Here is a 24325-nt window from a genome sequence, read left to right on the forward strand (position 1 = left end):
CTTGGCGAAACCAACCACGCCGCGCGCTGCGAGCGCAAAGGCAAAGGCGGCTGCACCCGCCGCTGCCGGTGCGGACCATAATCGGCCGCGCCCGGAAACGCCGACTGACTACAAGGCCAGCAAGGAAGAGTTGCTGGAATTTTATCGGCAAATGGTTCTTATTCGCCGCTTCGAGGAAAAGGCAGGCCAGCTTTATGGTCTGGGCTTCATCGGCGGCTTCTGCCACCTCTATATCGGCCAGGAAGCGGTTGCGGTCGGCATCCAGTCGGCGCTCAAGCCCGGCAAGGACAGCGTCATCACCGGCTATCGCGATCATGGCCACATGCTCGCCTATGGCATCGATCCCAAGGTGATCATGGCCGAACTGACCGGCCGTGAAGCGGGCATCTCGCGCGGCAAGGGCGGTTCGATGCATATGTTCAGCGTCGAGCATAAATTCTACGGCGGTCATGGCATCGTCGGCGCGCAGGTTTCGCTGGGCGCTGGCCTGGGCTTCGCGCACAAGTACAATAATGATGGCGGCGTCTGCGTTGCCTATTTCGGCGATGGCGCGGCCAATCAGGGCCAGGTCTATGAATCGTTCAACATGGCCGAACTCTGGAAGTTGCCGATCATCTTCGTGATCGAAAACAACCAGTACGCCATGGGCACCAGCGTCAATCGGGCTTCGTCGGAAGACCAACTGTATCGCCGCGGCGAAAGCTTCCGCATCCCCGGCCTTCAGGTCGACGGCATGGACGTTCTGGCTGTGCGCGGCGCGACCGAGGAAGCGCTGAAATGGGTGCAGGAAGGCAATGGCCCGATCCTGCTGGAAATGAAGACCTACCGCTATCGCGGCCACTCCATGTCCGATCCTGCCAAATATCGCTCGCGCGAAGAAGTGCAGGCGATGCGCGACAAGTCCGACCCGATCGAGGGCGTGAAGAAATATCTGATCGAAGCCGGCGTCAGCGAAGACGAAATCAAGGTGATCGATCAGGACATTCGCAAGGTCGTGGCAGAGGCCGCCGACTTCGCCGAAACCTCGCCCGAACCGGAACTGGCTGAACTCTATACCGACGTGCTGGTGGAGCAATATTAATGGGTATCGAAATCAAGATGCCGGCGCTCTCGCCGACGATGGAAGAAGGCACGCTGGCCAAGTGGCTGGTGAAGGAAGGCGACGAGGTGAAGTCCGGCGACATTCTCGCCGAGATCGAAACCGACAAGGCGACGATGGAATTCGAAGCCGTCGATGAAGGCAAGATCGGCCAGATCCTGATCGCGGAAGGTTCCGAAGGCGTGAAGGTCGGCACGGTCATCGCGACGATGGCCGGCGAAGGCGGCGAAGCGGCTCCGGCGCCTGCCGCAGCAGCCCCGGCGGCCGCAGCCCCCAAGGCTGAAGAAGCGCCCAAGAAGGCTGAAAGCGGCACGTCCAAGCTGGCGTCGGAAGCCAGGGCGACCGTGCAGGATCCGGACCTTCCAGCCGGCACCGAATTCGTCAAGACGACGGTTCGCGAAGCGCTGCGCGACGCGATGGCCGAAGAAATGCGCAAGGATGAGCGCGTTTTCGTGATGGGCGAAGAAGTCGCCGAATATCAGGGCGCTTACAAGGTCACGCAGGGCCTGCTGGACGAGTTTGGCGACAAGCGCGTGATCGACACGCCGATCACCGAATATGGCTTTGCTGGTATCGGCACCGGCGCGGCCATGGGCGGTCTGCGCCCGGTCATCGAGTTCATGACGTTCAACTTCGCCATGCAGGCGATCGACCACATCATCAACTCGGCGGCCAAGACCAACTATATGTCCGGCGGCCAGATGCGCTGCCCGATCGTGTTCCGTGGTCCCAACGGCGCGGCCAGCCGCGTCGGCGCGCAGCACAGCCAGAATTATGGTCCCTGGTATGCCGCCGTTCCCGGCCTGATCGTCATCGCGCCTTATGACGCGGCCGACGCCAAGGGCCTGCTGAAGGCGGCGATCCGATCGACCGACCCGGTCGTGTTCCTGGAGAATGAACTTCTCTATGGCCGCAGCTTCGACGTGCCCAAGGTGGACGATTATGTCCTGCCGATCGGCAAGGCGCGGATCATGCGTCCGGGCAAGGACGTGACTTTGGTCAGCTACTCGATCGGCGTGGGTCTGGCGCTCGACGCGGCGGAAACGCTGGCGGCAGAGGGCATCGACGCAGAAGTGATCGATCTGCGCACGCTGCGCCCGCTCGACACCGCGACGGTTCTGGAAAGCCTGAAGAAGACCAACCGTCTGGTCGTGGTGGAAGAAGGCTGGCCGACCTGCTCGATCGCGTCGGAAATCGCCGCCGTCGTGATGGAAAAGGGCTTCGACGATCTCGACGCTCCGGTCCTGCGCGTCACCAACGAGGATGTGCCGCTACCTTACGCCGCGAACCTCGAAAAGGCGGCCCTGATCGACGCGGCCCGCGTGGTCGAAGCGGCCAAGAAGGTCTGCTACAAATAAGAAAAAGGAAAGGGCGGCTGGATCAGCCGCCCTTTTGCCATCAGCTACAGGCGGCTGTTGCCGATGTCGCCAAACCGCCGGCATTCTTGATCGCCTGATCGGTCCGTTCACGCACATTGAAGGCGCTGGAATAACGGATCACCCTGTTGCCGAAGATCGCATTGGTGATCAGCGGCTGATAATTATAGGCGACTTCCACAAACATGACCGCCGTGCCGCTGGCGGACATCACCTTGGTCGCGGCAGTGGTGCCCGGCCCCATGCCCAGCGCCATGCTGGCGTCATTCTGGCCATTGCCCGCTACGCCATAGCTGGACGTGAAGGCGCCGCTGCCCCAGCAGCGCTGCCAGCGAATATATTGGCCGGTGTTCGGACTGGCTTTGCCGTTAGGTTCCAGGTCGGACAGGAAGATGCGGCCATTGTCCTTCAGCTTCAGCGAAGACGTCGACAGGTCAGCGCCGGTCATGATCTCGTTCACGTCGGCTTCGTCAATGGATGTGCGTACGCGCGCGGCATTGTCGGCCACTAGCATGGCGACCTGGCTGACGCGCAGGTGGGCCAGGGCAAGGTTGGCGCACTCAAGGCCGGCCATGCACAATATCACCAGCACCGGGAGCGAGAAGGCGAACTCGATCAGGGCGAGGCCGCGATCGTCGCGGCGCAGGCGGGCGACTAGCAGGCGGATGCAGTTCATGAGCAGCGGATCGTTGGCGTGCTCTGGTTGGACCAGGGCTGGTTGCGGACCATGGTGGTGGCGGATGCCGTCTGGGTGGCGCTCCATCCCAGCAACTTGGCCATGGGGAACATGCGCGGCATCGATACCGTCACTTCATAATAGACGATGTCGTCGGCGCCGCCCAGGCCGGTGGCGCCGCTGTTCGTGTCATAGGTGCCGTTGTTATTGGCGTCCTCATAACAGTCGCCGCTATTATAGCTGCCCAGCGGCGCAGTGTCGGTCGTGATCTTCTCCGGCTTGCCGACGCGCGAGAAGTTGTAATAGCTTTTCTTGGTGGTCGACGTGGTGCCGTTTTTCGAATTGATGGCGGCCATCTGCGCTTCGATATAGGCGTCGATCTGGGTGGCGTTGAGCGTGCCAACCGATGCAGCCCGCGCGGCCTTCTCCAGCACCCCGCGCGTCACCGCGCGCAGATAGGATTGATAGGCGAGGTCGCCGATCCCCATGATGGTGAGGATCAGGACCGGCGAGATCAGCCCGAACTCCAGCAGGGTCGCGCCGCGCACATGAGAACGCAGGCGGCCAAGAAAGGCGGCGATCGTCCCGATCATTGCGACAGCCTCAGCCCGCCGATATTCTTGGCGATGTCCTTGAACTTCTGACTGAGCGCAGACGCGGTATAGGCCATGGTCCAGTGGTTGGAGGAGGAGGCGCAGCCTTGCAGCGGCGTCTGGATGTCGCCTTCCGACTGGTTACGGAAGCCGATGACCCATACGGTGATGCCCATGCCCTTGATGGAGTTGCACAGCATCGTCAGGCGGTTGTTATGGATTGCGGTCAGGCTGGTGTCGCTGGTGTTGGTTGCGGCGACGCGGCCGTCCAGCAACTGATAGCCATAGGCGCCATAGACGCCTTGATAGGCGCTCATGTCCCCGTCCGTCATGAAGACGATGTGACGCGCGATGTTGAAGCCATTGGGCGCGGCGGCATTGTCGCTGGCGAAGATGCCGTTCGGGGACAGGAAGCGCGCGCCCCAGAGCATGCCAATGTCGTGATAGGTGCCGCCCACGGCGATCAGTCCGTCGACATAGCTGTTGAAGCTGCTCGACTGACCCGTCGGCGCGGTCGTGCGGTTGGCATAGCTGGTCAGGCGGCGCGACTGGCTGGGGCAGGCGTTCCAGCCGCCACTGATGCGCGTGGCGTCATTGAGATATTCGCCGGCACGGCTAAATTCGACCTCCGGCCAATGCGGCCGCCATCTGGTGTCTGTATCCGTCGGCGCTTCATTGACGTTGAGGTCATGCGCATCTGCGGGGACCGTTGCGTTCGAAGAGGTCGCCGTGATCGTGTTGTCGGTCGATCGTTCCTCGATGCAGCCGGACCAGGTGGCGGTGGACGGCACGGGTTCGCCGTCCACGTCATTGGGCGTGCTCGTATAATAGGCCGGATTGGCGACCTGATTGCCGGTGATATAGGCGGATACGGGGAAGTCATAATCCCCATATTCCATTTTCAGCTCGGACCATCCGTTCTGGGCGACATAGCCGCTATTATGCGTCGTGGTCGTTTCGCGCCGCACGCACGAGCGCGACGTCGAACCGGACGACGGCACCGGCGATGTGCCGTTATAGGTTTCCGGGCTATATGTGATCTTGGTGACGGTGTTTGGCGCGGATCCGCTGAACGCTGCGGCCGTATTGCCCCAATTATAGCATTGGGTCTGGGTGCGGTTGGTTCCGCTGTCATTCTCCGCCGTGGCGAGCGAGGTGCGGCAGTTGTTGGCGTTATATTTGCGGTAGCAGACGCTCGTCGTCAGCGCCGTATTGTTATAATAGGTCATGCGGCGGCTGTTATAGGTCCATGTCTCGCCGCTGCGGCCGCCCACCAGCATGGTCGATGGCAATTGATAGCCGACATTGACGGTCGAGCTATAGGGCATGAAGCCATAACGGATGCGGCCTGTCAGGTCCGATCCAGCGCCCAGCGTGTCGTAGAAATCCTTCACCGCCTGTTTCAGGGCGGCCAGGCGCGTGGTGGTGCCGCCATTGCCGTCGGAAATGGAATAGGCCATCGATCCGGTGGTATCGAGCACCAGCATCACGTCGGTATTGCCGATGTCGAACCGGCTTTCGCATGTCACCGACAGCGGCAGCGTTTCATATCGGAATATCTTCATGACCGTGGTCGGCATGGTGGTTTCGGCCGTCACCTGCACCGTGGTCGTTTCGCCCGGCTTGCTCTGGATAACGGGCGTGAAGGTCGCCGCCTGGAACGTGTTCTGCGGGAAGTTGAAGTCGAAGAATTTCCTCGCTTCGGCAATGTCGGACGTGGTCATCGACGATGTCGTCATGGCGCGGCGTCCGGCCAGTGCGGCGGCGTCGCAGGCCTGCTGCAAGCGGGCGCGGGCCATATAGGCGCGCCCCATGTCAAGACCGCCGCCGATCAGCGCGGCAAGCGGGATGATCGCCGCGGCGACGATCGCCATGGTGTTGCCCGCCTGATTCTTCGCCAGCCGACCCAGAAAGCCCAATTGCCGATCCTTTGCCTTGCCCATTTGCTCGCAATCACTCATGTCGCGCCCGACGCCCCGTGCATCTGATTTGGGCAGCCGAACGGCTATGCAATTCCACTCGTTAGAATGTGTATGAGGAAGATGGTTAAATTCCCGATAATCCGCGTCACCGCCCAAATCCGCGGGCGGGCGCAATGATTGCAGAGAGCGAAGTCGCGCCGCTGGCGCTGTTGCTGAGCGCGCATGCCGGGCGCGATGCGGAGCGGCATCGCGCGATCTGGGCCTTCGACGCGCGGCTGGCGAAGGTCGCCCGCACCACCAGCGAAGCGGCGATCGGACAGATGCGCCTTGCCTGGTGGAATGACGTTGTCGAGGATGCGGACGGGCGCAAGGGGCGGGGCGAACCGGTGGTCGATGCGATGCGCGCCAGCGGCGCTATGACCGCGCCGGGACTGGTGGCGATGATTGACGGCTGGGAAGTGCTGGTGGTCGAGCCGGAGATCGACGCGCAGGGTTTGCGCGACTATGCGGTCGGGCGCGGCGGCGGGCTGTTCCGGGCGCTGGCGGACGCCGCAGATGCGCCCGAATGGCTGGTGGCGGCAGGGCAGCTCTGGGCGTTGTGGGATCTGATCGGTCATGTCGATGATCCGGCGTTGCGGGATGCGGCGTTGACGATGGCGCGGGACTTGTTGCCGGCAACGGAGCAGGCGCGCTGGCTGAAGGAGTGGAAGCCGCTGCGCATCGCTTTTACCCTGGCGCGGCAGGATGTGCTGGCGGGGCAGGGCGCGCCGCTGGGCATATCGCGGACGCTGGCGTGGCGGTTGCTACGGATCGCGCTTGTCGGGCGCTGACGGATCGGCATAGTTCCCCTTCACGCGGTTGAAGGGGGCGCAAGGCATGGGGCGAATGCTGGCGGGCGGTATGGCGGCGCTGCTGCTGGTCGCGGGCGGGCTGTTCTGGTGGCAGGGGCGGGCCGATATAGCGCCCGCGCCGCAACTGGCGCTGGCTACGCCGCCTCCGCCTGCCGTCGAGAGCCTGCCGGAGGGCGATCCCGATGCGGTGGGCGATGCGCCGCCCATGCCCGGCGAGGCCAGCCCGCAGAGCCGGGAGGAGAAGCGCTTTGCTCGTTACGACCGGAACCGGGATGGCGTCATTACCCGGATCGAAATGCTGGGCAGCCGGACGAAGGCGTTCAAGGCGCTGGACAAGGATGGCGACAACCTCTTGTCCTTCGAGGAATGGGCGGTTGCGACCGCCGACCGTTTCGGCGCGGCAGACGCCGACAAGGACGGCAGGCTGACCCCGGCGGAATTTGCGGCCACCGCGCCCAAGCGGGCGGCGAAGGCGAAGTGCAAATGTTAGAATAGGATGATTTTACCCTGATCCGTTCGTTTCGAGCGAAGTCGAGAAACGAGGTAGAGCCGAGTTCAGCGACTCTGAACGTCGCATCGCGCTTTCGGCTTCTCGACTTCGCTCGAAGCGAACGGGAGTATTTAACATTTCAAGGCCGGAGCAGAGTGTTCAGGCGATCTCCATCGCGCCGATCCACTGGCCCAGAGAGGCGCGGGCGCGGGCGGTGTAGGCTTCCTTGCGGCTCTTCTTCTTCACATCCTCCAGCGTCGGGAACAGGCCGAAATTGACGTTCATCGGCTGATAGTCGGCGGTCGCCACATTGCCCGTCACATGGCCGAGCAGCGCGCCCAGCGCCGTGTCGGCAGGCGGTGGGGTCAGTTCGCGGCCCAATAGCTCCGCCGCAGCGAAGCGCCCGGCGAGCAGGCCGATGGCGCCGCTCTCCACATAGCCTTCGCAGCCGGTCATCTGCCCGGCGAAGCGGATATGCGGGGCGCTCTTCAGGCGCAGCGTGGGGTCGAGCAGCTTGGGGCTCTGGATGAAGGTGTTGCGGTGCAGGCCGCCCAGCCGCGCAAATTCCGCCTTCTCCAGCCCCGGAATGGTGCGGAACAATTCGACCTGCGCGCCATGCTTCAGCTTGGTCTGGAAGCCGACCATGTTCCACAGCGTGCCCGACGCATTATCCTGCCGCAACTGCACGACGGCATAGGGCCAGCGGCCGGTGCGCGGATTGTCGAGGCCCATCGGCTTCATCGGGCCGTGGCGCAGCGTTTCCGGCCCGCGTGAGGCCATCACCTCAATCGGCATGCAGCCCTCGAAATAGGGGGTGCTCGACTCCCATTCCTTGAACTCGGTCTTTTCGCCGTCGAGCAGCCCCTGGACGAAGGCCTGATATTGCTCCTTGTCCATCGGGCAGTTGATATAATCCTTGCCCTCACCACCGCCGGGGCCGATCTTGTCCCAGCGATTGGCCATCCAGCATTGCTCCATGTCGATGCTGTCATGATGGATGACCGGTGCGATCGCGTCGAAGAAGGCGAGATGCTCCATCCCCGCCGCCTGACCGATGCTCTGCGCCAGCGCGGGCGCGGTCAGCGGGCCGGTGGCGACGATGGTCATGCCCTCGGTCGGCAGCGTGTCGATCCGCTCGCGCACGATTTCCACATTGGGATGTTCGGCCAGCGCACGGGTGACGCCATCGGAAAAGACATGACGGTCGACCGCCAGCGCGGAGCCGGCCGGCACCTTGGCCGATTCCGCCTGCGCCATCAGCAGCGACCCCAGCCGCCGCATTTCCTGATGCAGCAGGCCCACGGCGCTCTTGTCCGCATCATCGGAACGGAAGCTGTTGGAGCAGACCAGTTCGGCAAGGCCGTCCGTCTGGTGGGCGGGCGTCATGTCCCCGGCTCCGCGCATTTCGGACAGGCGGACGCGGATGCCGGCCTGCGCCAGTTGCCAGGCCGCCTCCGTCCCCGCCATGCCGCCGCCGATGATATGAACCTGATGATTAGACACGCGCTTCGCCTTAACTTCGCATTTGTCCCGTGGAATCGGGAATTTCCGGTCGCCAGTGGGATATATTGGCGCGGGATGCAATGCGTATAGCGGAGCAGGGCCGGGTAGGACAGGGGCGTTGCGGGGCTGGGGCGGCGGGGGATCAAGCGAAGGCTGCGAAGTTCACACTGTCGCAGGCCGCATTTTTGCGTGGGTGGGGTACTGGAAGAGGGGCTTCGCAATAGGAGAATTTTTGCGAAGTTGGGTGAAGTGGCGTGGCAGGAATCGGCCGATAGAGACTATCCGGTTTGGAGCGGGTATGCGCCAAAGCTGCCGGTGGCGTGCTGTTATCTTCCAAGCAGGCATAGGTCGCTTCGCGACGTATGCTTTAGAGGAACGATGGGATGGTCGTGATGAACGCTGTTTCGTAATAGGTTACGCCCGCGATCTGGACTGGTGTATTGATTTGTTCGCACACAATGTTGCCGCCGAAAACCTGCTCAATAATTCGCTTTGCCATATTCAGACCAACGCCCGTTCCGGGGATTTTCGATTCTACAGCAGCTGCGCCTCGAACATGCTGTTCGAATATGGCCTGCCGCTCACCATCAAGTATCTTAGGTCCATATGATCTAACTTCAAGTCGAGTTAAATCATTATGATCTGATACATTGACATCTACGTTATATCCGATCGGTGAATACTTAACGGCATTGTCAAGTAACGTGTATGGGGCTAGTTCAAATACATCATGTCCACGAGTTTTTCGAAATGAGTTCCCGCTCAGCGTCACAGATTTCCCTTGGCTGATTGCTAGTGACTTGAAGCATCTTTGCACTTTGTCAATTTTGCGAAAGATAGGAATGATGGATGTCCCCGAAGAGTCGAGTACATTGCCTGCAAAATCCAATGCGTCGGTCCGCATTTTCAAAATGCCTTGAGCGGCTATAACCGTTTCGATGCGCTTGCGAGCCTCAAAAGTATCACCTTGTTCTAACTGAATTCTGGCTTCTTCTGCTGGGCTATAGATCGCATTCGATAGCGCCCGCAGATCGTGGATCAGCATGGCTAGGTCACGTTGAGCTCCCCCTACCGCTTGGGCGAGGTATAAGGTCATACCCGAAACGGTCCGCTCGACCTGTTGCCGCGTCAGCTGGGCAGAGTAACCGTGGAACCTTTTTGACGGTTTTATCGGGTCGTCTATTATTGCTAGACCAGGAATAACAACAAAATCGCCAGATGGCATATAGGAGGCATAATATCGATAGTTGAACTCAGACAGTCCCCAACCGGTCGTCGAGATATTTTTGTAGACTTCAAGGCGATGCTTATCACGCAGTTCTATAGGCAAATTGATGATGGCACCGTCCGTGAACTTCACGTCGCCGGAAGCGAATTTTATTAGAGTTGGAAGAGAGAACAATTAGGTATGTCCCACGATCGCGGCGAAGATAACTGAGCTTGCCAAGCCCTGAACAATAGCCCGAACGTCTGGACCAACATTTATCGTGGACAAGATCCGTGTAAGCGTTGCCAAATCCGCCTGCTGTGAAAGCACTGATCGCACAAATGCATCCTCAAGTATCAAAATATCTTTAGTATCAACATCAAGCTCTACGAAACGCGCTCGGACTTTTTGCCATATAATATGCGGATCGATTGCGGCGACGCCGAGTTCATCTAGCTTTGCCGCCCATTCCTCGCCGTCCACATCCTTACGGATTAGAGCGTTTTTCGACCGCTTTGAATCGATGAGGGATTCCCTCTCCGCGTGATTTCTGATTCAGAATCCGTGCTGGTGAAGGAGGCCGGCATGGATGGGTCACGCTCTCTCGATGGATTTGCGGGTTCGGCTTCTGGCTGCGATTGCAGGCGGGCTGAGTTGCCGGGCAGCGGCGGCGCGTTTCGGCGTAGCACCGTCGACGGCGATCCGGTGGCATGCGCAGCAGCGCGGAACCGGCAGCGTTGCCTCCAAACCTCAAGGCGGAGATATGCGCTCGCGCCGTGTCGAGGAGCGATCTGCCGACATTCTCGCCCTCTGGGAAGCGCGCAAGGACATCTCGCTTGAAGAACTGCGCCTCGCCTTGGTCGAGGAGGGGCTCGCCATCTCGGTTGCCGGGCTGCATCGGTTTTTCGCGCGGCGGGGCATGACGCGCAAAAAAAGACTGGGCATGCCATCGAGCAAGACCGGCCCGACGTCCTGAGGCAGCGCCACGACTGGTTTGACGGCCAGATCGATCTCGATCCGGAACGCCTGGTCTTCATTGACGAGACATGGACTGCCACGAACATGACCCGTAGTCATGGGCGCTGCGCCAGAGGTCAGCGCCTGCGAATGGGCTTCCCGCATGGTCACCGCAAGACCACCACGCTGGTCGCCGGCCTACGCATGACCGGCATGGTCGCGCCGATGGTGCTAGACGGCCCGATCAACGGTGATTGGTTTGAAGCATATGTGGCGCAGGTACTCGTGCCCGAATTGCGGCCAGGCGACGTCGTGATCATGGACAACCTGTCGAGCCACAAACGTCCCGCAGTCCGCGACCGGATCGAGGCGGCAGGAGCAACGCTGCGCTTCCTCCCACCCTACAGCCCCGACTTCAACCCGATTGAGAAGGCCTTCTCCCGCCTCAAGGCCATGCTCCGCAAGGCAGGTGAGAGAACCGTCAGCGGCTTGTGGAGCCTCATCGGCAAGCTCGTCGACATCTTCCAGCCCAAGGAATGCGCCAACTACTTCAGTTCGTGCGGATATGACCCAGATTGATCGAAAACCGCTCTAAGGCATCAGCGCGTTCTGTAGCCGTTTGAACTGCTGGGTCTCCAGCGGCGCCGCCCGTATAAGCGATCACAATTTTCTCTGGATAAACTTTTTTAATTTCAGAGATTAACGTAGCGCCTTGTGCCTTGGCGCCAAAATGCCTTCCAACGCCCATAACATCGCAGAGTATTAAGTGATAATCTTTTACTTCTTCTACTTTCTTAAGATCACCGATCTGCGCAACTTTATAGCCATAAGTTTCCAGAATCATATGCGGCAGGAACGGTTGATCGTCAATTACGGCAATCCGTACTGCAGCTCGACGAGACTTTAAGTCTTGCAAATTTGACGTGCTGCGAACGAAATTTGAGAGGTCTGCATTTGTTTTGAACAGATGAAGCGCAAAAGCCTTCATTGAAAATCTCCAGAAACTGACCAGTTTCGTTGGCTTGATGTATCATGCACCGCGCAACTCGGACGAAAAGAGTTGCTGTGTGGCTTCCTGACTGGCTTGGCACAATGGCCGCACTGCAATCCAGTGACGGAGAACCCCAAGCGCCCCCGTAAGGCTGGGCCGCGTTTGGGAGTTGGTTGATCGAGTGTCGCCCCTATTCATAGATACCGGATAACCACAAAAACAAGGTAAACGGAAGCTACGAACGATCGTCCGGTTTGGAGCGTGACTATCGGAGCATCGGGTGGCGGGGAAGGGCGCTAAGCCGCAGCTAACGCCCACCCCCATAAAACCGCCCTCGTCCCAAATCCCCTCGCGCTTGGCGACTATCCCAATGTCCGGTTGCCGCCTTGTTCGGCCGCCTCAAGCGCGCTGGAGCGGGCCATTTCCAATATGGCTTCCGGTTCTTCGCCCCGGCTCGTCACGATGCCCGCCGATGCCGTGACGGTGCCGATCCATTCGCCGGTCCCTCTCAGTCGCAGGCGACGCGCCGCAAAGGCGGTCAGGGCTTCGTCCGCCTGTATGCGGGCGGCCATGGCCGAGGCATCGGTGACGACGATCAGAAATTCATTCCCGTTCCAGCGGATCAAATCCTCCTTGGGAAATAACTGTCGCAAGGTCGCGGCGAAGGCATTGAGCACATTGTCGCCGACATCCCGTCCAAATCTGGCGTTGATGCTGACCAGATCGTCAATGATGAACATGATCAGGACATAGCTGTGACCCTCTTTCAAAAGGGGTTCGAGGATGCGCCAGGCACCCGTCTGGTTCAGCGCCTTGGTCAGTTCGTCCTGACCGAGATCGGCGCGGGGCTGGCCGGGCAGGTTGATGGCATTGCGCAACGCCACGAATTCGTCGCGCAGTTCGGCGAGTTCGCGCTCTGCCGCAGACAGGCGCGTGACGAGATTGTCTGTATTGATCAGGGAGCGGTCGGGCTGGTTCACGATCTCGCCGACATCGCGGCCGAGCGCTTCGGTCAGGTCATGCGCATCGGACGTTAATGACCCCAGTTCCTGGGCCTGGCGGGCGACGGTGCGTTCCCGATGGTCGATCGCAATGCTGGCATCTTCTGTGCCATGACGCTGCATCAGCATCATCATTGCATTCACCGTCAGTCGCAGCCCACCGGATGTCAGATCATCAATGTCGCGCGCCAGTTTGGATGCGGGCTCCATCACATAGCGAAGCGCAACATCGTAATTTTTGACGGATGGATCGAGCCGATGATGTTCCAGAAAATCCAGAGCGCTTCGCGCTTCTTGATAATAAGACGTCATAATGCTCTTTGCCGACCCCCTCTTCGCCCCAAACACGCACATAACGCATTAGAAAGTAACGGCGTTCCGGGTCAACGTCGTTAGGCATGAATGCGGATCGGGCGACGGCCGGAACCTTGTGGGTTCGATCGTCGCCCGAAGTGGCAGGCTATTTCAAGGGTTTGTGGACGCTGCGTCCATTTTCGGCGGGGATAGGTTCCGCGCTCCTAAGCCGTCGCCAGCGCCCCATCGCCATAATAAGCGCTCTCGTCCAAAATGCCCTCGCGCTTGGCGACGATCACGCCGACCAGCACCTGCCCCGCGACGTTGACCGCCGTGCGGCCCATGTCGAGGATGGGGTCGATCGCCAGCAGCAGGCCGGCGCCTTCCAGCGGCAGGCCCAGCGTCGAGAGGGTCAGCGTCAGCATCACGATCGCGCCGGTCAGGCCAGCGGTGGCGGCCGATCCGATGACCGAGACGAAGACGATCAGCGCATAGTCGATGAAGTGGAGCGGGATGCCGTAGAAGCCCGCGACGAAGATCGCTGCCAGCGCGGGATAGATGGAGGCGCAGCCGTCCATCTTGGTGGTGGAGGCCAGCGGGATGGCGAAGGCGGCATAGCCCTTGTCAACGCCCAGCCGCTCGGTCACGGCTTCGGTGACGGGCAGGGTGCCGACCGAGGAGCGCGAGACGAAGGCGAGCTGGATCGCCGGCCATGCCTTGGCGAAGAAGGGGCCGGGCTTCAGGCCATTGGCGATCAGCAGCGTGGGGTAGACCACCAGCAGCACAAGCGCGAGGCCGAGATAGATGGCGGCGGTGAAGGTGCCAAGCTGGGCCAGCGCGCTCCAGCCATAGGTGGCGACGGCGGTGCCGATCAGCGCGGCCGACCCGATCGGCGTCAGGCGGATGACCCAGCCCAATATGGCGCGCACGACGGCGAGCAGCGAGCGAACAAAGCCGAGGAAGGCGTCCGCCTTGTCCCCGACTTTCAGCGTCGCAAGGCCGACGGCGATCGAAATGACCAGCAATTGCAGGATGTTGAAGGACAGGGTGGTGGTGGCCGATCCGTCGGTGATCTTGGTGCCGGCGGACAGGGCCAGACTATTGCCGGGGACCAGACCTTTCAGGAAATCGAGCCAGCCGCCGACCGAATCCGGCTGTTTGGCGGCCAGCGCCGCGCTGCTGAGGCCAATGCCCGGCTGCACGATCACGCCGATGCTGATGCCGATGGCGACCGCGATCAGGGCGGTGATGGCGAACCAGAGCAGGGTCTGCCCGGCGAGGCGCGCGGCATTGTCCAGCGCGCGCAGATTGGCGATCGACGCGACGATGGCGGCGAAGACCAGCGGCGGCACGATCGCCTTCAGCAGGGAGACGAAGATCGATCCCGTCGTCTTGAGCGCGGTCGCCAGCCAGTTGAGGTCGCCATCCGGCCCTGCGCCGATCTGACGCGCGGCAAGGCCCAGCGCCAGCCCCACGGCCATGCCGACCAAAACCTGAAATCCGAAACTGCGATAATGGAGGGCCATGATATGTTCCTGTAAGCGACCTGCGGCCTATATCGGATGGCGATCATCCAATTGCGCGCAAGCAATTCTTGACGGGTGTATAACAGGGATGAGGTGGCCCTCTTTCCGTGCAGCCCGTCAAACGGATTGGCCGGGCCGATCCGCTATGCCACAGATACGGCATAGGTCCATCAGGGAGTGCAAATATATGGCGATGCGGGGCGTGTTTCTGGGGCTTACGTTGCTGGCCGTGCCGCAGGGGGCTTTTGCGGCGGCCGATGCGGGCGCGGCCAAGGACATATTGATGCGCTCCATCGCGATGAAGACGGTGCAGGGTGAGGGGAATGTGCCAAAGCTGGCGGCCTATTATGCGTCGGTGCTGAAGGCGGCGGGCTTCGCCGACGCGGATATCGTGATTACGCCGATGGGCGAAACGGCGACGCTGGCGGCGACGATCTGGGGCAGCGACCCGAAGCTCAAGCCCATGGCGCTGATCGGCCATATGGATGTGGTGGCGGCAAACCGGGCGGACTGGACCCGCGACCCCTTCGTCCCGGTCGAGGAGAATGGCTACATCTTCGGGCGCGGGTCGGAAGATAATAAATATGACGTCGCGATGATGGTCGCGACCATGGCGCAGTTGAAGAAGGAAGGATGGAAGCCGCGCCGCACCACCATCTTGCTGCTGTCGGGCGATGAAGAAACCGACATGGTGACGACCAGGGCGCTGTCGCAGCAATATAAGGATCTGGAATTGCTGCTGAACGGCGATGGCGGCGGCGGGTTGCTGAATGATGAGGGCAAGCCGGTGCTGTATCAGTTGCAGGCGGGCGAAAAGAGCTATGCCGATTTCGAATTCGCTTTCACCGATGCGGGAGGCCATTCGAGCGCGCCGACGCCGGGCAATCCGATCTATCGCTTGGCGAAGGCGATCGACGCGATTGCGGCCTATCAGTTTCCGCCGATGCGCAATGAACTGACCAAGGCGTCGCTGGCGTTGTCGGCCGATCGGATCGGCGGCGAAGTGGGGCAGGCGATGCGACGCTATGCGGAAACGGGCGACGGCGCGGCGGCGCAATTGCTGTCGAGCCGGCCGGAATTTATCGGGCAGGTGCGCACCACCTGCGTCGCGACCGTGGCGCAGGCGGGCCATGCATTGAATGCTTTGCCGCAAAGCGCGAAGGTGGATGTGAATTGCCGCATCTTCCCCGGCGTGACGATCGATCAGGTGAAGGCGCAACTGGTGAAGGTGGTGAATGATCCCAGCGCCACGGTGAAGACGCTGGGCGATCCGCTGGCGAGTGACGCTTCACCGCTGCGGGCGGACGTCATGAAGGCGGTGAAGGATGCCGTGACCGCGCGCGCGCCGGGGGTGACGGTGATGCCGGGCATGTCGGCCGGGGCGACCGACAGCCTCTATTTCCGGGCCTTGGGCGTGCCCAGCTTTGGCGTGTCCAGCCTGTTCATGAAGGCGGAGGACGGTTTTGCCCATGGCCTGAATGAACGGGTGCCGGTGGCGGGCATTGCGGAATCGCTGGAGCAGTGGGACCGGGTGGTCCGGGCTTTGGCGAGGTAAGACACTGGCTTACCCTCATCCGTTCGGTTCGAGCAGCTTCGAGCGAAGTCGAGAAGCGTCCGTCGAGAATAGTTCTCGACAAGCTCGAACCGAACGGGGAGGGGGAAGGCGGGCTTAACCCCGCACCGCGATCCCGTTGGCGGCCGACAGCACGGCCTTGACCGAGGCGGTGGCGACGTCGCTGTCGGTGCCGATGCCAAAGACGGTGCGGCCGTCAGCAGTGCGACATTCGACATAGGCGGCGGCGTTCACGTCGCTGCCCGCGCCGATCGCATGTTCGCTGTAATCGGCGATTTCCAGGCTGATGCCCAGTTCGTCGCGCAGCGCGGCCAGCACCGAGGAGAGCAGGCCGTTGCCGCGACCGGAAATGCTGCGTTCGCCGCCTTCATGCGCGATCTTGCCGGTGAAGATGCGGTCGCCCGCCGCGCCGCTTTCATGATAGTCGATCAGCGCATAGGGCTGATCGCCGGTCACGCAATAATGGCTGTCGAACGCGGCCGAAATGTCGGCGGCGTTGAGTTCGCGGCTGCTGCTGTCGGCCAGCGCCTGAACCACCTTCGAAAAATCGGCCTGCATCCGCTTGGGCAGCTTATAGCCCTTGTCCTGTTGCAGCACCCAGGCGACGCCGCCCTTGCCAGACTGGCTGTTCACGCGGATCACCGCTTCATAGTCGCGGCCCAGATCCTTGGGATCGATCGGCAGGTAGGGGACGTTCCAGATCAGGTCGTTGCGCGCTTCCTGCGCGGCAAAACCCTTCTTGATCGCGTCCTGATGGCTGCCGGAGAAGGCCGTGAACACCAGTTCGCCGGCATAGGGATGGCGCGGGTGGACGGGCAGCTGGTTGCAATATTCGACCGTCTGGATGACTTCGTCGATGTCGCTGAAATCCAGTTCAGGGTCGATGCCCTGCGTGTACATGTTCAGCGCGACCGTCACCAGATCGCAATTGCCGGTGCGTTCGCCATTGCCGAACAGGCAGCCTTCGACACGGTCGGCGCCGGCCATGATGCCCAGTTCCGCCGCCGCGACGCCGGTGCCACGGTCATTATGGGTGTGCAGCGAGATCACCACGCTGTCGCGCTTGGAGATGTTGCGGCAAATCCATTCGATCTGGTCGGCATAGATGTTGGGCGTGGCGCACTCGACCGTGGCGGGCAGGTTCAGGATCAGCGGACGTTCCGGCGTCGGCTGCAAAATCTCCATCACCGCTTCACAGCATTCCAGGCTGAAATCCAGTTCGGCAGTCGAGAAGGTTTCGGGCGAATATTCGAAATGCCAGTCGGTGTCGGGCTGGGCCGCGGCATGATCGCGCAGCAGCTTGGCGGCGTTGATCGCGATGTCGCGGATTTCCGGGCGGCTCATCTGGAACACGATGTCGCGCCAGGCGGGGGACACGGCGTTGTAGACATGGACGATCGCCTGCTTCGCGCCGCGCAGGCTTTCGAAGGTGGTGGCGATCAGGTCCGCGCGCGCCTGCGTCAGCACCTGCGGCATGACGTCGTCGGGGATGGCGCCTTCCTTGACCAGGCCGGAGATGAAGTCGAACTCGGTCGCGCCGGCGCTGGGGAAGCCGACTTCGATTTCCTTGACGCCCACCTTGAGCAGCAGATCGAAGAAGCGGCGCTTCTTTTCCGCGTTCATCGGGTCGATCAGCGACTGGTTGCCATCGCGCATGTCGGTCGACAGCCAGCGGGGCGCTTTGGTGATGACCTGCGACGGCCATTGGCGGTTGGGCAGATCAACCTGGGGAAAGGCGCGATATTTCTGCGAAGGATCGGTCAGCATCATGGGATCAAACTACTTCCTGCAACGGGGCGCAATCGGGCGCTCCCGGTGTACGACTTGACTGTGATGAATGCCCTTAGGCGGATCGACGCTGCCCTTAGCCGGAAGGCAGCACAAAAGCCACGCCTAAGGGCGTGTAAGTCGTAGCAGGGTAAGAAGCGCGATGCTCTGCATAAGCCGCCCCTTACCCTCTTTGGGGGGAAGGGGTAAAGATGTTTCTTTCGCGTCGGGGTTCAGGGGCGACGGAAAATTGCGTCGATGGTCAGATCGACCTTGTCGGACACGAAGGGGCGGGCAAAGCCCATGCCGAACTGGCTGCGTTCGACCGACAGGGCGCCGGCGAAGTGCAGCACTGACAGGCCGGGGGCTTCATCGGACGTCACGCCGATCAGGCGGATGGACAGGATGACGGGGCGCGTCTGCCCATGCATGGTGAGTTCGCCGGGGATGGCGGTGTCGGCTTGGCTGCCAGCGAGCGGGGCGTCGGTCGCGGCGAAGCGGACCGTGGGAAAATGTTCGCCGTCGAAGAAACTGCCGCCCTTCAGCATGGCATCGATCGATGCGTCGCCGGAGGTGAGTTTTTCGACCGGAAAGACGATGTCGACGGCGGCGCGATCGGGCCGGGCGGCGTCGATCGTCACGGCGCCTTCGGGCGCAAGGAAGTCGCCGTCATAGCTGCCCAGCAGCGCCTTCACATGGAAATGGACTTTGGTCGCGCCGCCATCGACCAGATAACGGCCCGACGCATAGAGCGCAGGGCCGTCAGCCGGCGCGGCCATTGCCGGCACGCACAGGATCATGCCCGCAAGCAGGATCGCGCGCGCCGGACGGCGCATGGGCGTTACTTCTGGAAAGCGGCGATGATCTTCAGCTCGACATTGTCGGCGACCATCGGCACGGCCATGGACATGCCATAATCGCTGCGCTTGACCGTGGCGGTGGCGATGAAGCCGACATTTTCCTTCTTGTTCATCGGATTGGCGCCCGCGCCATAGAATTCGGCGTCCAGCGTCACCGGCTTGGTGATGCCCTTGATCGTCAGGTTGCCGGTGATCGTCGCGCCGGTCGCGCCTTCGGGCTTCACGCTGGTCGACACGAAGGTTGCGGTCGGGAATTTGGCGGCGTCGAAAAATTCGGGCTTGGCCAGATGCTCGTTGAGCGCCGGGATGCCGGTGGTCAGGTTCGCGATCGGCAGTTCGATCGACACTTTCGACGCGGACAGGTTCGCCTTGTCCAGGGTCAGCGTGCCGGTCGGTTGGGTGATGACGCCCAGATTGTTGGTGAAGCCCATATGATCATAGGCGAAGACGATCTGGGTGTGGCTGGGTTCGACGGTGTAGGCGCCGCCCGTAACCTTGGCCACGTCCTTCGTGCCGGGCGTGGCCGCGCCCTGGGCGATGACGACGGTTCCGCCGGCGACAGCGATCAGGGCGGCGGCGGAAATCAGAAACTTGCGCATGGGAAACGCTCTCCAAAAGCATATAAGGAACGACGCAGAGAATATGCCACGTCCCGTGATTGTTCCAGAGGCGTAACCGGAAACGGATCGTTCCCTGCAACGAAACGGTTTTGGCGCCTCCGATCGCGGATATGGCCAGCGTTTCACCGCATTTCGGCAGCCCGGCGGCAGGCTGCCCGATGGTATCGCTTGCCGGATCGGTCGCATTTCTGCATGGGAGATTATGACACTTCCAAGACCATCACCAAATCAGCCGGCCACCAATCAACTCGACCGCATCCAGCAGAACTGGCTGGCGGCCAGCGAACGGCGGCTGCTCAACTGGCTGTGCGCGCGCATGCCGGCCTGGATCACGCCCGATGTGCTGACCAGCACCGGCATGGTGGGCGCGCTGATGATCTTTGTAGGCTATGTCGCCAGCAATATCGGCCCGGCATGGCTGTTGCTGTCGATCATCGGCTATGCGGTGCAATGGTTCGGGGACTCGATGGACGGCAGTCTGGCGCGGTTCCGCCATGTCGAGCGGCCATCCTATGGCTATTTCATCGATCATAGCTGCGACGGGCTGGCCACGCTGCTGATTTTGGCGGGCATCGGCCTCAGCCCGTTCGTGACGATGGACGTCGCGCTGATCACGCTGGCGGGCTATCTGCTGCTGTCGATCCACGCCTATCTGTCGGCGCGGGTGATTGGCGAATTCAAGCTGTCCTATCTGTCGGCGGGGCCGACCGAATTGCGGCTGGTGCTGATCGCGCTGACGGTGATGATGATGGTGCTGGGCACGGGGCCGGGATTGTTCGGTGCGTTTTCCGGCTTCGACATTTTCGTCGGGACGGCGGGCGCGATCCTGATCATCCTGTTCGTGCTTCAGACTTTGGTGACGGGGCAGAGGCTGGCGCAGAAGGACAGCGGGCGGTCCTGAACACTTTGGGCATCGTGCTTTTAAATCTATACCGTTCAGGCTGAGCGAAGTCGAAGCCCTTGCCCGAGCGAAGCGAGGGACTTGGCCTACGCCTCAGTCGCGCCCTTCGACTTCGCTCAGGGCAAACGGATTATATTTCCAAGTAAAAAGGGGCGCCTCGCAGTTGCGGGGCGCCCCTTTTGCTGTCCTGCCCCCTTCCCATTGTCAGGGAAGGGGAAGCCGGATCAGTTCTTGTCCTTGTCCACCAGCGCGTTGGCGCTGATCCAGGGCATCATGGCGCGCAGCTTCGAACCGGTTTCTTCGATCGGGTGACGCTGGGCGGCGATGCGGCTGGCCTTCAACTCCGGCTGGCCGGCGCGATTGTCGAGCACGAAGTCCTTGACGAAGCGGCCCGACTGGATGTCGGCCAGAACGCGCTTCATTTCCTTCTTGGTTTCTTCGGTGATGATGCGCGGGCCGGTCTTGATGTCGCCATATTCGGCGGTGTTGCTGATCGAATAGCGCATGTTGGCGATGCCGCCTTCATACATCAGGTCGACGATCAGCTTCAGTTCGTGGAGGCATTCGAAATAGGCCATTTCCGGCGCGTAGCCGGCTTCGACCAGGGTTTCGAAACCGGCCTGGACCAGCGCGGTCGCGCCGCCGCACAACACGGCCTGCTCGCCGAACAGGTCGGTTTCGCATTCTTCGCGGAAGTTGGTTTCGATGATGCCGCTGCGGCCGCCGCCGACGCCCGAAGCGTAGGACAGGGCGATGTCATGGGCGTTGCCGGTCGCATCCTGATGGATCGCGATCAGGCAGGGCACGCCGCCGCCGCGCTGATATTCGCCGCGAACGGTGTGGCCCGGACCCTTGGGCGCGATCATGATGACGTCCACGTCCTTGCGCGGTTCGATCAGGCCGAAATGGACGTTCAGGCCATGGGCGAAGGCGAGCGCCGCGCCGGGCCGCAGATTGGCATGCACGTCGGCAGAGTAGATGGCGGCCTGATGCTCGTCGGGGGCCAGGATCATGAACACGTCGGCCCATGCGGCGGCTTCGGCGTTGGGCAGAACCTTGAAGCCTGCGCCTTCGGCCTTCTTGGCGCTGGGCGAACCGGCGCGCAGGGCAATGCACACTTCGGCGACGCCGCTGTCGCGCAGATTCTGCGCATGGGCGTGACCCTGCGAACCATAGCCCAGAATGGCGACCTTCTTGCCCTTGATCAGGCCGATGTCCGCGTCGCGATCGTAATAAACCTTCATGAGAGTTTTTCCTCGAACCGTCCAATACCTCCCTCCCCCCGGAGAGGGGGGAGGATACGAAATCTCGGGCCGGCGTAGCCGGTCCTAGATGAAGTTGGAGAGGGGTCGAGTGGCACAGCGCCCCCTCACCTAGCTGCGACCAGGCGGCTTCGCCGCCAAGTCTCGCTTCCCTCTCCCCTGAGGGGAGAGGGAAAAATCAGTTCGCTTCCTTGCCCCGGATCAGGCCGACGACGCCGGTGCGGCCGACCTCGACCAGACCGATCTGGCGCATCAGGCCGACGAAATTGTCGACCTTCTCCGTCGTGCCGGTGATTTCGAAGATGAAGCTTTCGATCGTGGTGTCGACCACCTTGGCCCGGAACACATCGGCCAGGCGCAGCGCCTCGATCCGGTCTTCGCCAACGCCCGCAACCTTCACCAGCGCCAGTTCGCGCTCCACGAAGGGACCGGCCTCGGTCAGGTCGGTCACCTTGTGCACCGGCACCAGCCGGTCGAGCTGGGCGATGATCTGATCGATCACCTTGGGCGGGCCGTTGGTGACGATGGTGATGCGGCTGATCGCATGATCGTCGGTAATGTCCGCCACGGTCAGGCTGTCGATATTATAGCCGCGCGCGGTGAACAGGCCGGCGATGCGCGCCAATATGCCCGCTTCGTTGGAGACGGTCAGCGACAGAACATGCCGCTGGCTCAATTCTTCCTGAATATGCATCAGATGGCCCCATTATCCTGGTCTTCGCGCCCGTCCCCATCATGCTGGGGCGTGTCGTGGCGCTGCGAAATCATTGCGGCGAAGGCGAACTGCCATCCGCCATCCTGTCGGTGGGCGAGGCGGACTGGAAAGCCCGCCACGGCATCGAACATGCGGGATAGATGTTCGCCGACATAGCGAGGGCCGATCAGCAATGTGCCGATATGCCGATCGTTAAAGTCGAACCCCGCGTCCAGATGCACTTCCCATTCCTCGTTTTCCGGGTCGGCATGATCGATGGTCCAGCCGGTGAGTTCGGCCGTGCCCGCGATCCTTTCGAAATCCCATGGCTCCGTCACATGGATGCGAAGCTTCAGATGCCCAGTCACCGGACCGTTCCCTACACCAGCGCCTTGGCCTCATCGGACATGACGCCTTCGACCTGGCTGGGATCGAGCAGCATGTCCGTATGCGCCGCGCCCGACGGGATCATCGGGAAGCAGTTGGAAAGCTTGGCGACGCGGCAATCCACGATCACCGGGCCGTCGGTTTCCAGCATCTGGCGGATGCCGGCTTCCAGTTCCTGCGGGCCTTCGATGCGAATGCCGGTCCAGCCATAGGCCTGGCCCAGTTTCACGAAATCGGGCAGGCTGTCCGAATAGCTGTTGGAATAGCGGCTTTCATAGGTCAGTTCCTGCCACTGGCGGACCATGCCCATATATTCATTGTTCAGGATGAAAATCTTGACCGGCAGGCGATATTGGCTGGCGGTGCCCATTTCCTGAATATTCATCTGGATCGAGGCGTCGCCCGCGATGCAGATGGTGATGCTGTCGGGATTGCCCATCTGCGCGCCGATGGCGGCCGGGAAGCCATAGCCCATGGTGCCAAGACCGCCGGAGGTCAGCCACTTATTGGGCGCTTCGAAGCCAAAATGCTGCGCCGCCCACATCTGATGCTGACCGACTTCGGTGGTGATGATGACATCCTTGCCGGTTGCATTGCACGCCTTGTACAGATCGGCGATCGCGCGCTGGGGCATGATCTCCGTGCCGTTTTCGGCATAGTCGAGCGACTTTTTCGCGCGCCAGTCGGCGATCCGCGCCCACCATTCGGTCAGGTCCGACTTCTGATGATTGCGCTGCTTCCACAGGGCGATGATGTCGTCCAGCGCGCTGGCGACATCGGCGACCACGGCGACGTCGACATCGACGATCTTGTTGATCGAACTGCGGTCGATGTCGATGTGGATCTTCTTGCTGTTGGGCGCGAAGGCATCGAGGCGTCCGGTGACACGATCGTCAAAGCGCGCGCCGACGCAAAGGATCAGGTCCGCCCGGTTCATCGCCCAATTGGCTTCATAGGTGCCGTGCATGCCCAGCATGCCGACCCACTGATCGGAAGACGCGGGGAAGGCGCCCAGACCCATCAGGGTGGATGTGACAGGCGCGCCGGTCAGGGCGGCCAGTTCGCGCAGCAGTGCAGACGCCTGCGGGCCGGAGTTGATGACGCCGCCGCCGGTGTAGAGGATCGGCCGTTCGGCCGCCGCCAGCATTTCGACCGCCGCGTCGATCGCTGCAGCATCCGCCTTGGTCTGCGGATGATAGCTGGCGTGAACCTTCAGTTCCGGCTTCGTGTAAGGCGCGGTCGCGATCTGGACATTCTTGGGGATGTCGACGACGACCGGGCCGGGGCGGCCGGTGGTGGCGATGTGGAAAGCCTCATGAACGACTTCGGCCAGCTTGGCCGGCGACTTCACCAGATAATTATGTTTGGTGCAGTGGCGCGTGATGCCGACCGTGTCTGCTTCCTGGAAAGCGTCGGTGCCGATCAGTTGCGTTGGAACCTGCCCGGTGATGACGATCATCGGGATCGAATCGAGCAGCGCATCGGTGATGCCGGTGACGGCATTGGTCGCGCCGGGACCGGACGTCACCAGGACGACGCCGGGCTTGCCGGTGGAGCGGGCATAACCTTCCGCCATGTGGGTCGCGCCCTGTTCGTGGCGGACTAGCACATGCTTGATCGTGGGGTGATTATAGAGCGCGTCATAAATAGGCAGCACCGCGCCGCCCGGATAGCCGAACACGACTTCGACGCCCAGATCGACCAGGCATTGAACCAAAATGTCCGCGCCGCTCTTTTCGGCCACGATGATACTCCTCCGTTGATGCAAATCCGCA

The 24325-nt window shown here is 61.6% G+C and carries 23 protein-coding genes; 7 read left to right on the forward strand and 16 right to left on the reverse strand.

From position 1 onward, the window contains the following. Position 1 precedes the first annotated feature (1 nt). On the forward strand, positions 2–1081 hold the full coding sequence (gene pdhA / locus ACFOKF_RS09425; protein ID WP_380795304.1) for a pyruvate dehydrogenase (acetyl-transferring) E1 component subunit alpha: 1080 nt from the start codon (positions 2–4) through the stop codon (positions 1079–1081). Beyond that, positions 1081–2457, forward strand: coding sequence for a pyruvate dehydrogenase complex E1 component subunit beta (locus ACFOKF_RS09430; protein WP_380795305.1), 1377 nt, complete (start codon positions 1081–1083; stop codon positions 2455–2457). The genes pdhA and ACFOKF_RS09430 overlap by 1 nt, the downstream gene beginning before the upstream one ends. Positions 2458–2497: 40 nt before the next feature. Here ACFOKF_RS09430 and ACFOKF_RS09435 read toward each other — a convergent pair whose 3' ends face one another. From ACFOKF_RS09435 to ACFOKF_RS09445, 3 genes are read right to left on the reverse strand one after another with little or no spacing between them, the layout of a single operon-like run. Continuing rightward, positions 2498–3151 (reverse strand): TadE/TadG family type IV pilus assembly protein, encoded by a 654-nt coding sequence (locus ACFOKF_RS09435; protein WP_380795306.1) that lies wholly within the window; start codon positions 3149–3151, stop codon positions 2498–2500. Then, entirely contained in the window at positions 3148–3744 is a 597-nt protein-coding gene (locus ACFOKF_RS09440) for a TadE/TadG family type IV pilus assembly protein (RefSeq protein WP_380795308.1), read from the reverse strand. Before ACFOKF_RS09440 ends, ACFOKF_RS09435 begins: the two co-directional genes overlap by 4 nt. Beyond that, positions 3741–5705 carry a pilus assembly protein TadG-related protein gene (locus tag ACFOKF_RS09445; protein WP_380795309.1) on the reverse strand — a complete coding sequence of 655 codons (1965 nt, stop codon included), beginning with the start codon at positions 5703–5705 and terminating at the stop codon, positions 3741–3743. The genes ACFOKF_RS09440 and ACFOKF_RS09445 overlap by 4 nt, the downstream gene beginning before the upstream one ends. A gap of 134 nt (positions 5706–5839) precedes the next feature. Between ACFOKF_RS09445 and ACFOKF_RS09450 the strand changes: the two genes are divergently transcribed. Next, positions 5840–6496 carry a hypothetical protein gene (locus ACFOKF_RS09450; protein WP_380795310.1) on the forward strand — a complete coding sequence of 219 codons (657 nt, stop codon included), beginning with the start codon at positions 5840–5842 and terminating at the stop codon, positions 6494–6496. Positions 6497–6542: 46 nt separating this feature from the next. After that, positions 6543–7007, forward strand: a complete 465-nt coding sequence (locus ACFOKF_RS09455; RefSeq protein WP_380795311.1) for an EF-hand domain-containing protein — start codon at positions 6543–6545, stop codon at positions 7005–7007. Positions 7008–7166: 159 nt separating this feature from the next. Here ACFOKF_RS09455 and trmFO read toward each other — a convergent pair whose 3' ends face one another. The 3 genes from trmFO to ACFOKF_RS09470 form a co-directional block, all read right to left on the reverse strand. Beyond that, a complete protein-coding gene (trmFO, locus tag ACFOKF_RS09460) occupies positions 7167–8510 on the reverse strand; it encodes a methylenetetrahydrofolate--tRNA-(uracil(54)-C(5))-methyltransferase (FADH(2)-oxidizing) TrmFO (RefSeq protein ID WP_380795312.1) in 1344 nt (447 codons plus the stop codon). A 367-nt stretch (positions 8511–8877) separates the two neighbouring features. Next, a complete protein-coding gene (locus tag ACFOKF_RS09465) occupies positions 8878–9870 on the reverse strand; it encodes a sensor histidine kinase (protein ID WP_380795313.1) in 993 nt (330 codons plus the stop codon). Between the two features lie 42 nt (positions 9871–9912). Further along, positions 9913–10200, reverse strand: a complete 288-nt coding sequence (locus ACFOKF_RS09470) for a hypothetical protein (RefSeq protein ID WP_380795314.1) — start codon at positions 10198–10200, stop codon at positions 9913–9915. 106 nt (positions 10201–10306) lie between these two features. On the opposite strand from ACFOKF_RS09470, the gene ACFOKF_RS09475 reads away from it, so the two are divergent. Continuing rightward, positions 10307–11253 (forward strand): IS630 family transposase gene (locus ACFOKF_RS09475; protein WP_159367704.1). Its coding sequence is split into 2 segments (ribosomal slippage): positions 10307–10643 and positions 10643–11253, totalling 948 coding nucleotides; the frame shifts between segments, so codons are not numbered across the junction. Here ACFOKF_RS09475 and ACFOKF_RS09480 read toward each other — a convergent pair. The 3 genes from ACFOKF_RS09480 to ACFOKF_RS09490 form a co-directional block, all read right to left on the reverse strand. After that, positions 11225–11662, reverse strand: a complete 438-nt coding sequence (locus ACFOKF_RS09480; RefSeq protein ID WP_380795315.1) for a hypothetical protein — start codon at positions 11660–11662, stop codon at positions 11225–11227. The genes ACFOKF_RS09475 and ACFOKF_RS09480 overlap by 29 nt on opposite strands. A gap of 365 nt (positions 11663–12027) precedes the next feature. Continuing rightward, positions 12028–12978: a GGDEF domain-containing protein gene (locus tag ACFOKF_RS09485; protein ID WP_380795316.1), complete on the reverse strand. Its 951-nt coding sequence runs from the start codon at positions 12976–12978 to the stop codon at positions 12028–12030. A 206-nt stretch (positions 12979–13184) separates the two neighbouring features. Further along, positions 13185–14486: a dicarboxylate/amino acid:cation symporter gene (locus ACFOKF_RS09490; protein ID WP_380795317.1), complete on the reverse strand. Its 1302-nt coding sequence runs from the start codon at positions 14484–14486 to the stop codon at positions 13185–13187. Between the two features lie 187 nt (positions 14487–14673). Here ACFOKF_RS09490 and ACFOKF_RS09495 point away from each other — a divergent pair, with 187 nt between their 5' ends. Further along, positions 14674–16041 carry a M20/M25/M40 family metallo-hydrolase gene (locus ACFOKF_RS09495; RefSeq protein ID WP_380795318.1) on the forward strand — a complete coding sequence of 456 codons (1368 nt, stop codon included), beginning with the start codon at positions 14674–14676 and terminating at the stop codon, positions 16039–16041. 114 nt (positions 16042–16155) lie between these two features. Here ACFOKF_RS09495 and leuA read toward each other — a convergent pair whose 3' ends face one another. From leuA to ACFOKF_RS09510, 3 genes are all read right to left on the reverse strand, one after another. Next, entirely contained in the window at positions 16156–17829 is a 1674-nt protein-coding gene (leuA, locus tag ACFOKF_RS09500) for a 2-isopropylmalate synthase (RefSeq protein WP_380795319.1), read from the reverse strand. Between the two features lie 230 nt (positions 17830–18059). Beyond that, the gene (locus ACFOKF_RS09505) at positions 18060–18662 is read right to left on the reverse strand and encodes a YceI family protein (protein ID WP_380795320.1); all 603 of its coding nucleotides are present in this window, start codon (positions 18660–18662) and stop codon (positions 18060–18062) included. Positions 18663–18667: 5 nt separating this feature from the next. After that, positions 18668–19285, reverse strand: a complete 618-nt coding sequence (locus ACFOKF_RS09510; protein ID WP_380795321.1) for a YceI family protein — start codon at positions 19283–19285, stop codon at positions 18668–18670. Between the two features lie 223 nt (positions 19286–19508). Between ACFOKF_RS09510 and ACFOKF_RS09515 the strand changes: the two genes are divergently transcribed. Continuing rightward, positions 19509–20207 carry a CDP-alcohol phosphatidyltransferase family protein gene (locus ACFOKF_RS09515; protein ID WP_380795323.1) on the forward strand — a complete coding sequence of 233 codons (699 nt, stop codon included), beginning with the start codon at positions 19509–19511 and terminating at the stop codon, positions 20205–20207. 224 nt (positions 20208–20431) lie between these two features. Here ACFOKF_RS09515 and ilvC read toward each other — a convergent pair whose 3' ends face one another. The 4 genes from ilvC to ACFOKF_RS09535 form a co-directional block, all read right to left on the reverse strand. Next, positions 20432–21451, reverse strand: a complete 1020-nt coding sequence (ilvC, locus tag ACFOKF_RS09520; protein WP_380795324.1) for a ketol-acid reductoisomerase — start codon at positions 21449–21451, stop codon at positions 20432–20434. Positions 21452–21647: 196 nt separating this feature from the next. Continuing rightward, positions 21648–22163: an acetolactate synthase small subunit gene (gene ilvN / locus ACFOKF_RS09525; RefSeq protein ID WP_380795325.1), complete on the reverse strand. Its 516-nt coding sequence runs from the start codon at positions 22161–22163 to the stop codon at positions 21648–21650. After that, positions 22163–22531 carry a hypothetical protein gene (locus ACFOKF_RS09530; RefSeq protein WP_380795327.1) on the reverse strand — a complete coding sequence of 123 codons (369 nt, stop codon included), beginning with the start codon at positions 22529–22531 and terminating at the stop codon, positions 22163–22165. Before ACFOKF_RS09530 ends, ilvN begins: the two co-directional genes overlap by 1 nt. 11 nt (positions 22532–22542) lie before the next feature. Continuing rightward, the gene (locus ACFOKF_RS09535; RefSeq protein WP_380795328.1) at positions 22543–24294 is read right to left on the reverse strand and encodes an acetolactate synthase 3 large subunit; all 1752 of its coding nucleotides are present in this window, start codon (positions 24292–24294) and stop codon (positions 22543–22545) included. Positions 24295–24325: the final 31 nt, after the last annotated feature.

The organism is Sphingobium rhizovicinum, assembly GCF_042647625.1.
GTDB lineage: Bacteria > Pseudomonadota > Alphaproteobacteria > Sphingomonadales > Sphingomonadaceae > Sphingobium > Sphingobium rhizovicinum.

What these genes read in the sequence shown, in the direction of transcription:
- ACFOKF_RS09445 (WP_380795309.1), bottom strand. Translation starts at nt 5,705, where the DNA reads ATGAGTGATTGCGAGCAAATGGGCAAGGCAAAGGATCGGCAATTGGGC.
- ACFOKF_RS09510 (WP_380795321.1), bottom strand. Translation starts at nt 19,285, where the DNA reads ATGCGCAAGTTTCTGATTTCCGCCGCCGCCCTGATCGCTGTCGCCGGC.
- ACFOKF_RS09450 (WP_380795310.1), top strand. Translation starts at nt 5,840, where the DNA reads ATGATTGCAGAGAGCGAAGTCGCGCCGCTGGCGCTGTTGCTGAGCGCG.
- ACFOKF_RS09505 (WP_380795320.1), bottom strand. Translation starts at nt 18,662, where the DNA reads ATGCGCCGTCCGGCGCGCGCGATCCTGCTTGCGGGCATGATCCTGTGC.
- ACFOKF_RS09430 (WP_380795305.1), top strand. Translation starts at nt 1,081, where the DNA reads ATGGGTATCGAAATCAAGATGCCGGCGCTCTCGCCGACGATGGAAGAA.
- ACFOKF_RS09480 (WP_380795315.1), bottom strand. Translation starts at nt 11,662, where the DNA reads ATGAAGGCTTTTGCGCTTCATCTGTTCAAAACAAATGCAGACCTCTCA.
- leuA (WP_380795319.1), bottom strand. Translation starts at nt 17,829, where the DNA reads ATGATGCTGACCGATCCTTCGCAGAAATATCGCGCCTTTCCCCAGGTT.
- ilvC (WP_380795324.1), bottom strand. Translation starts at nt 21,451, where the DNA reads ATGAAGGTTTATTACGATCGCGACGCGGACATCGGCCTGATCAAGGGC.
- ACFOKF_RS09490 (WP_380795317.1), bottom strand. Translation starts at nt 14,486, where the DNA reads ATGGCCCTCCATTATCGCAGTTTCGGATTTCAGGTTTTGGTCGGCATG.
- ACFOKF_RS09515 (WP_380795323.1), top strand. Translation starts at nt 19,509, where the DNA reads ATGACACTTCCAAGACCATCACCAAATCAGCCGGCCACCAATCAACTC.
- ilvN (WP_380795325.1), bottom strand. Translation starts at nt 22,163, where the DNA reads ATGCATATTCAGGAAGAATTGAGCCAGCGGCATGTTCTGTCGCTGACC.
- ACFOKF_RS09495 (WP_380795318.1), top strand. Translation starts at nt 14,674, where the DNA reads ATGGCGATGCGGGGCGTGTTTCTGGGGCTTACGTTGCTGGCCGTGCCG.
- ACFOKF_RS09435 (WP_380795306.1), bottom strand. Translation starts at nt 3,151, where the DNA reads ATGAACTGCATCCGCCTGCTAGTCGCCCGCCTGCGCCGCGACGATCGC.
- ACFOKF_RS09440 (WP_380795308.1), bottom strand. Translation starts at nt 3,744, where the DNA reads ATGATCGGGACGATCGCCGCCTTTCTTGGCCGCCTGCGTTCTCATGTG.
- ACFOKF_RS09485 (WP_380795316.1), bottom strand. Translation starts at nt 12,978, where the DNA reads ATGACGTCTTATTATCAAGAAGCGCGAAGCGCTCTGGATTTTCTGGAA.
- ACFOKF_RS09455 (WP_380795311.1), top strand. Translation starts at nt 6,543, where the DNA reads ATGGGGCGAATGCTGGCGGGCGGTATGGCGGCGCTGCTGCTGGTCGCG.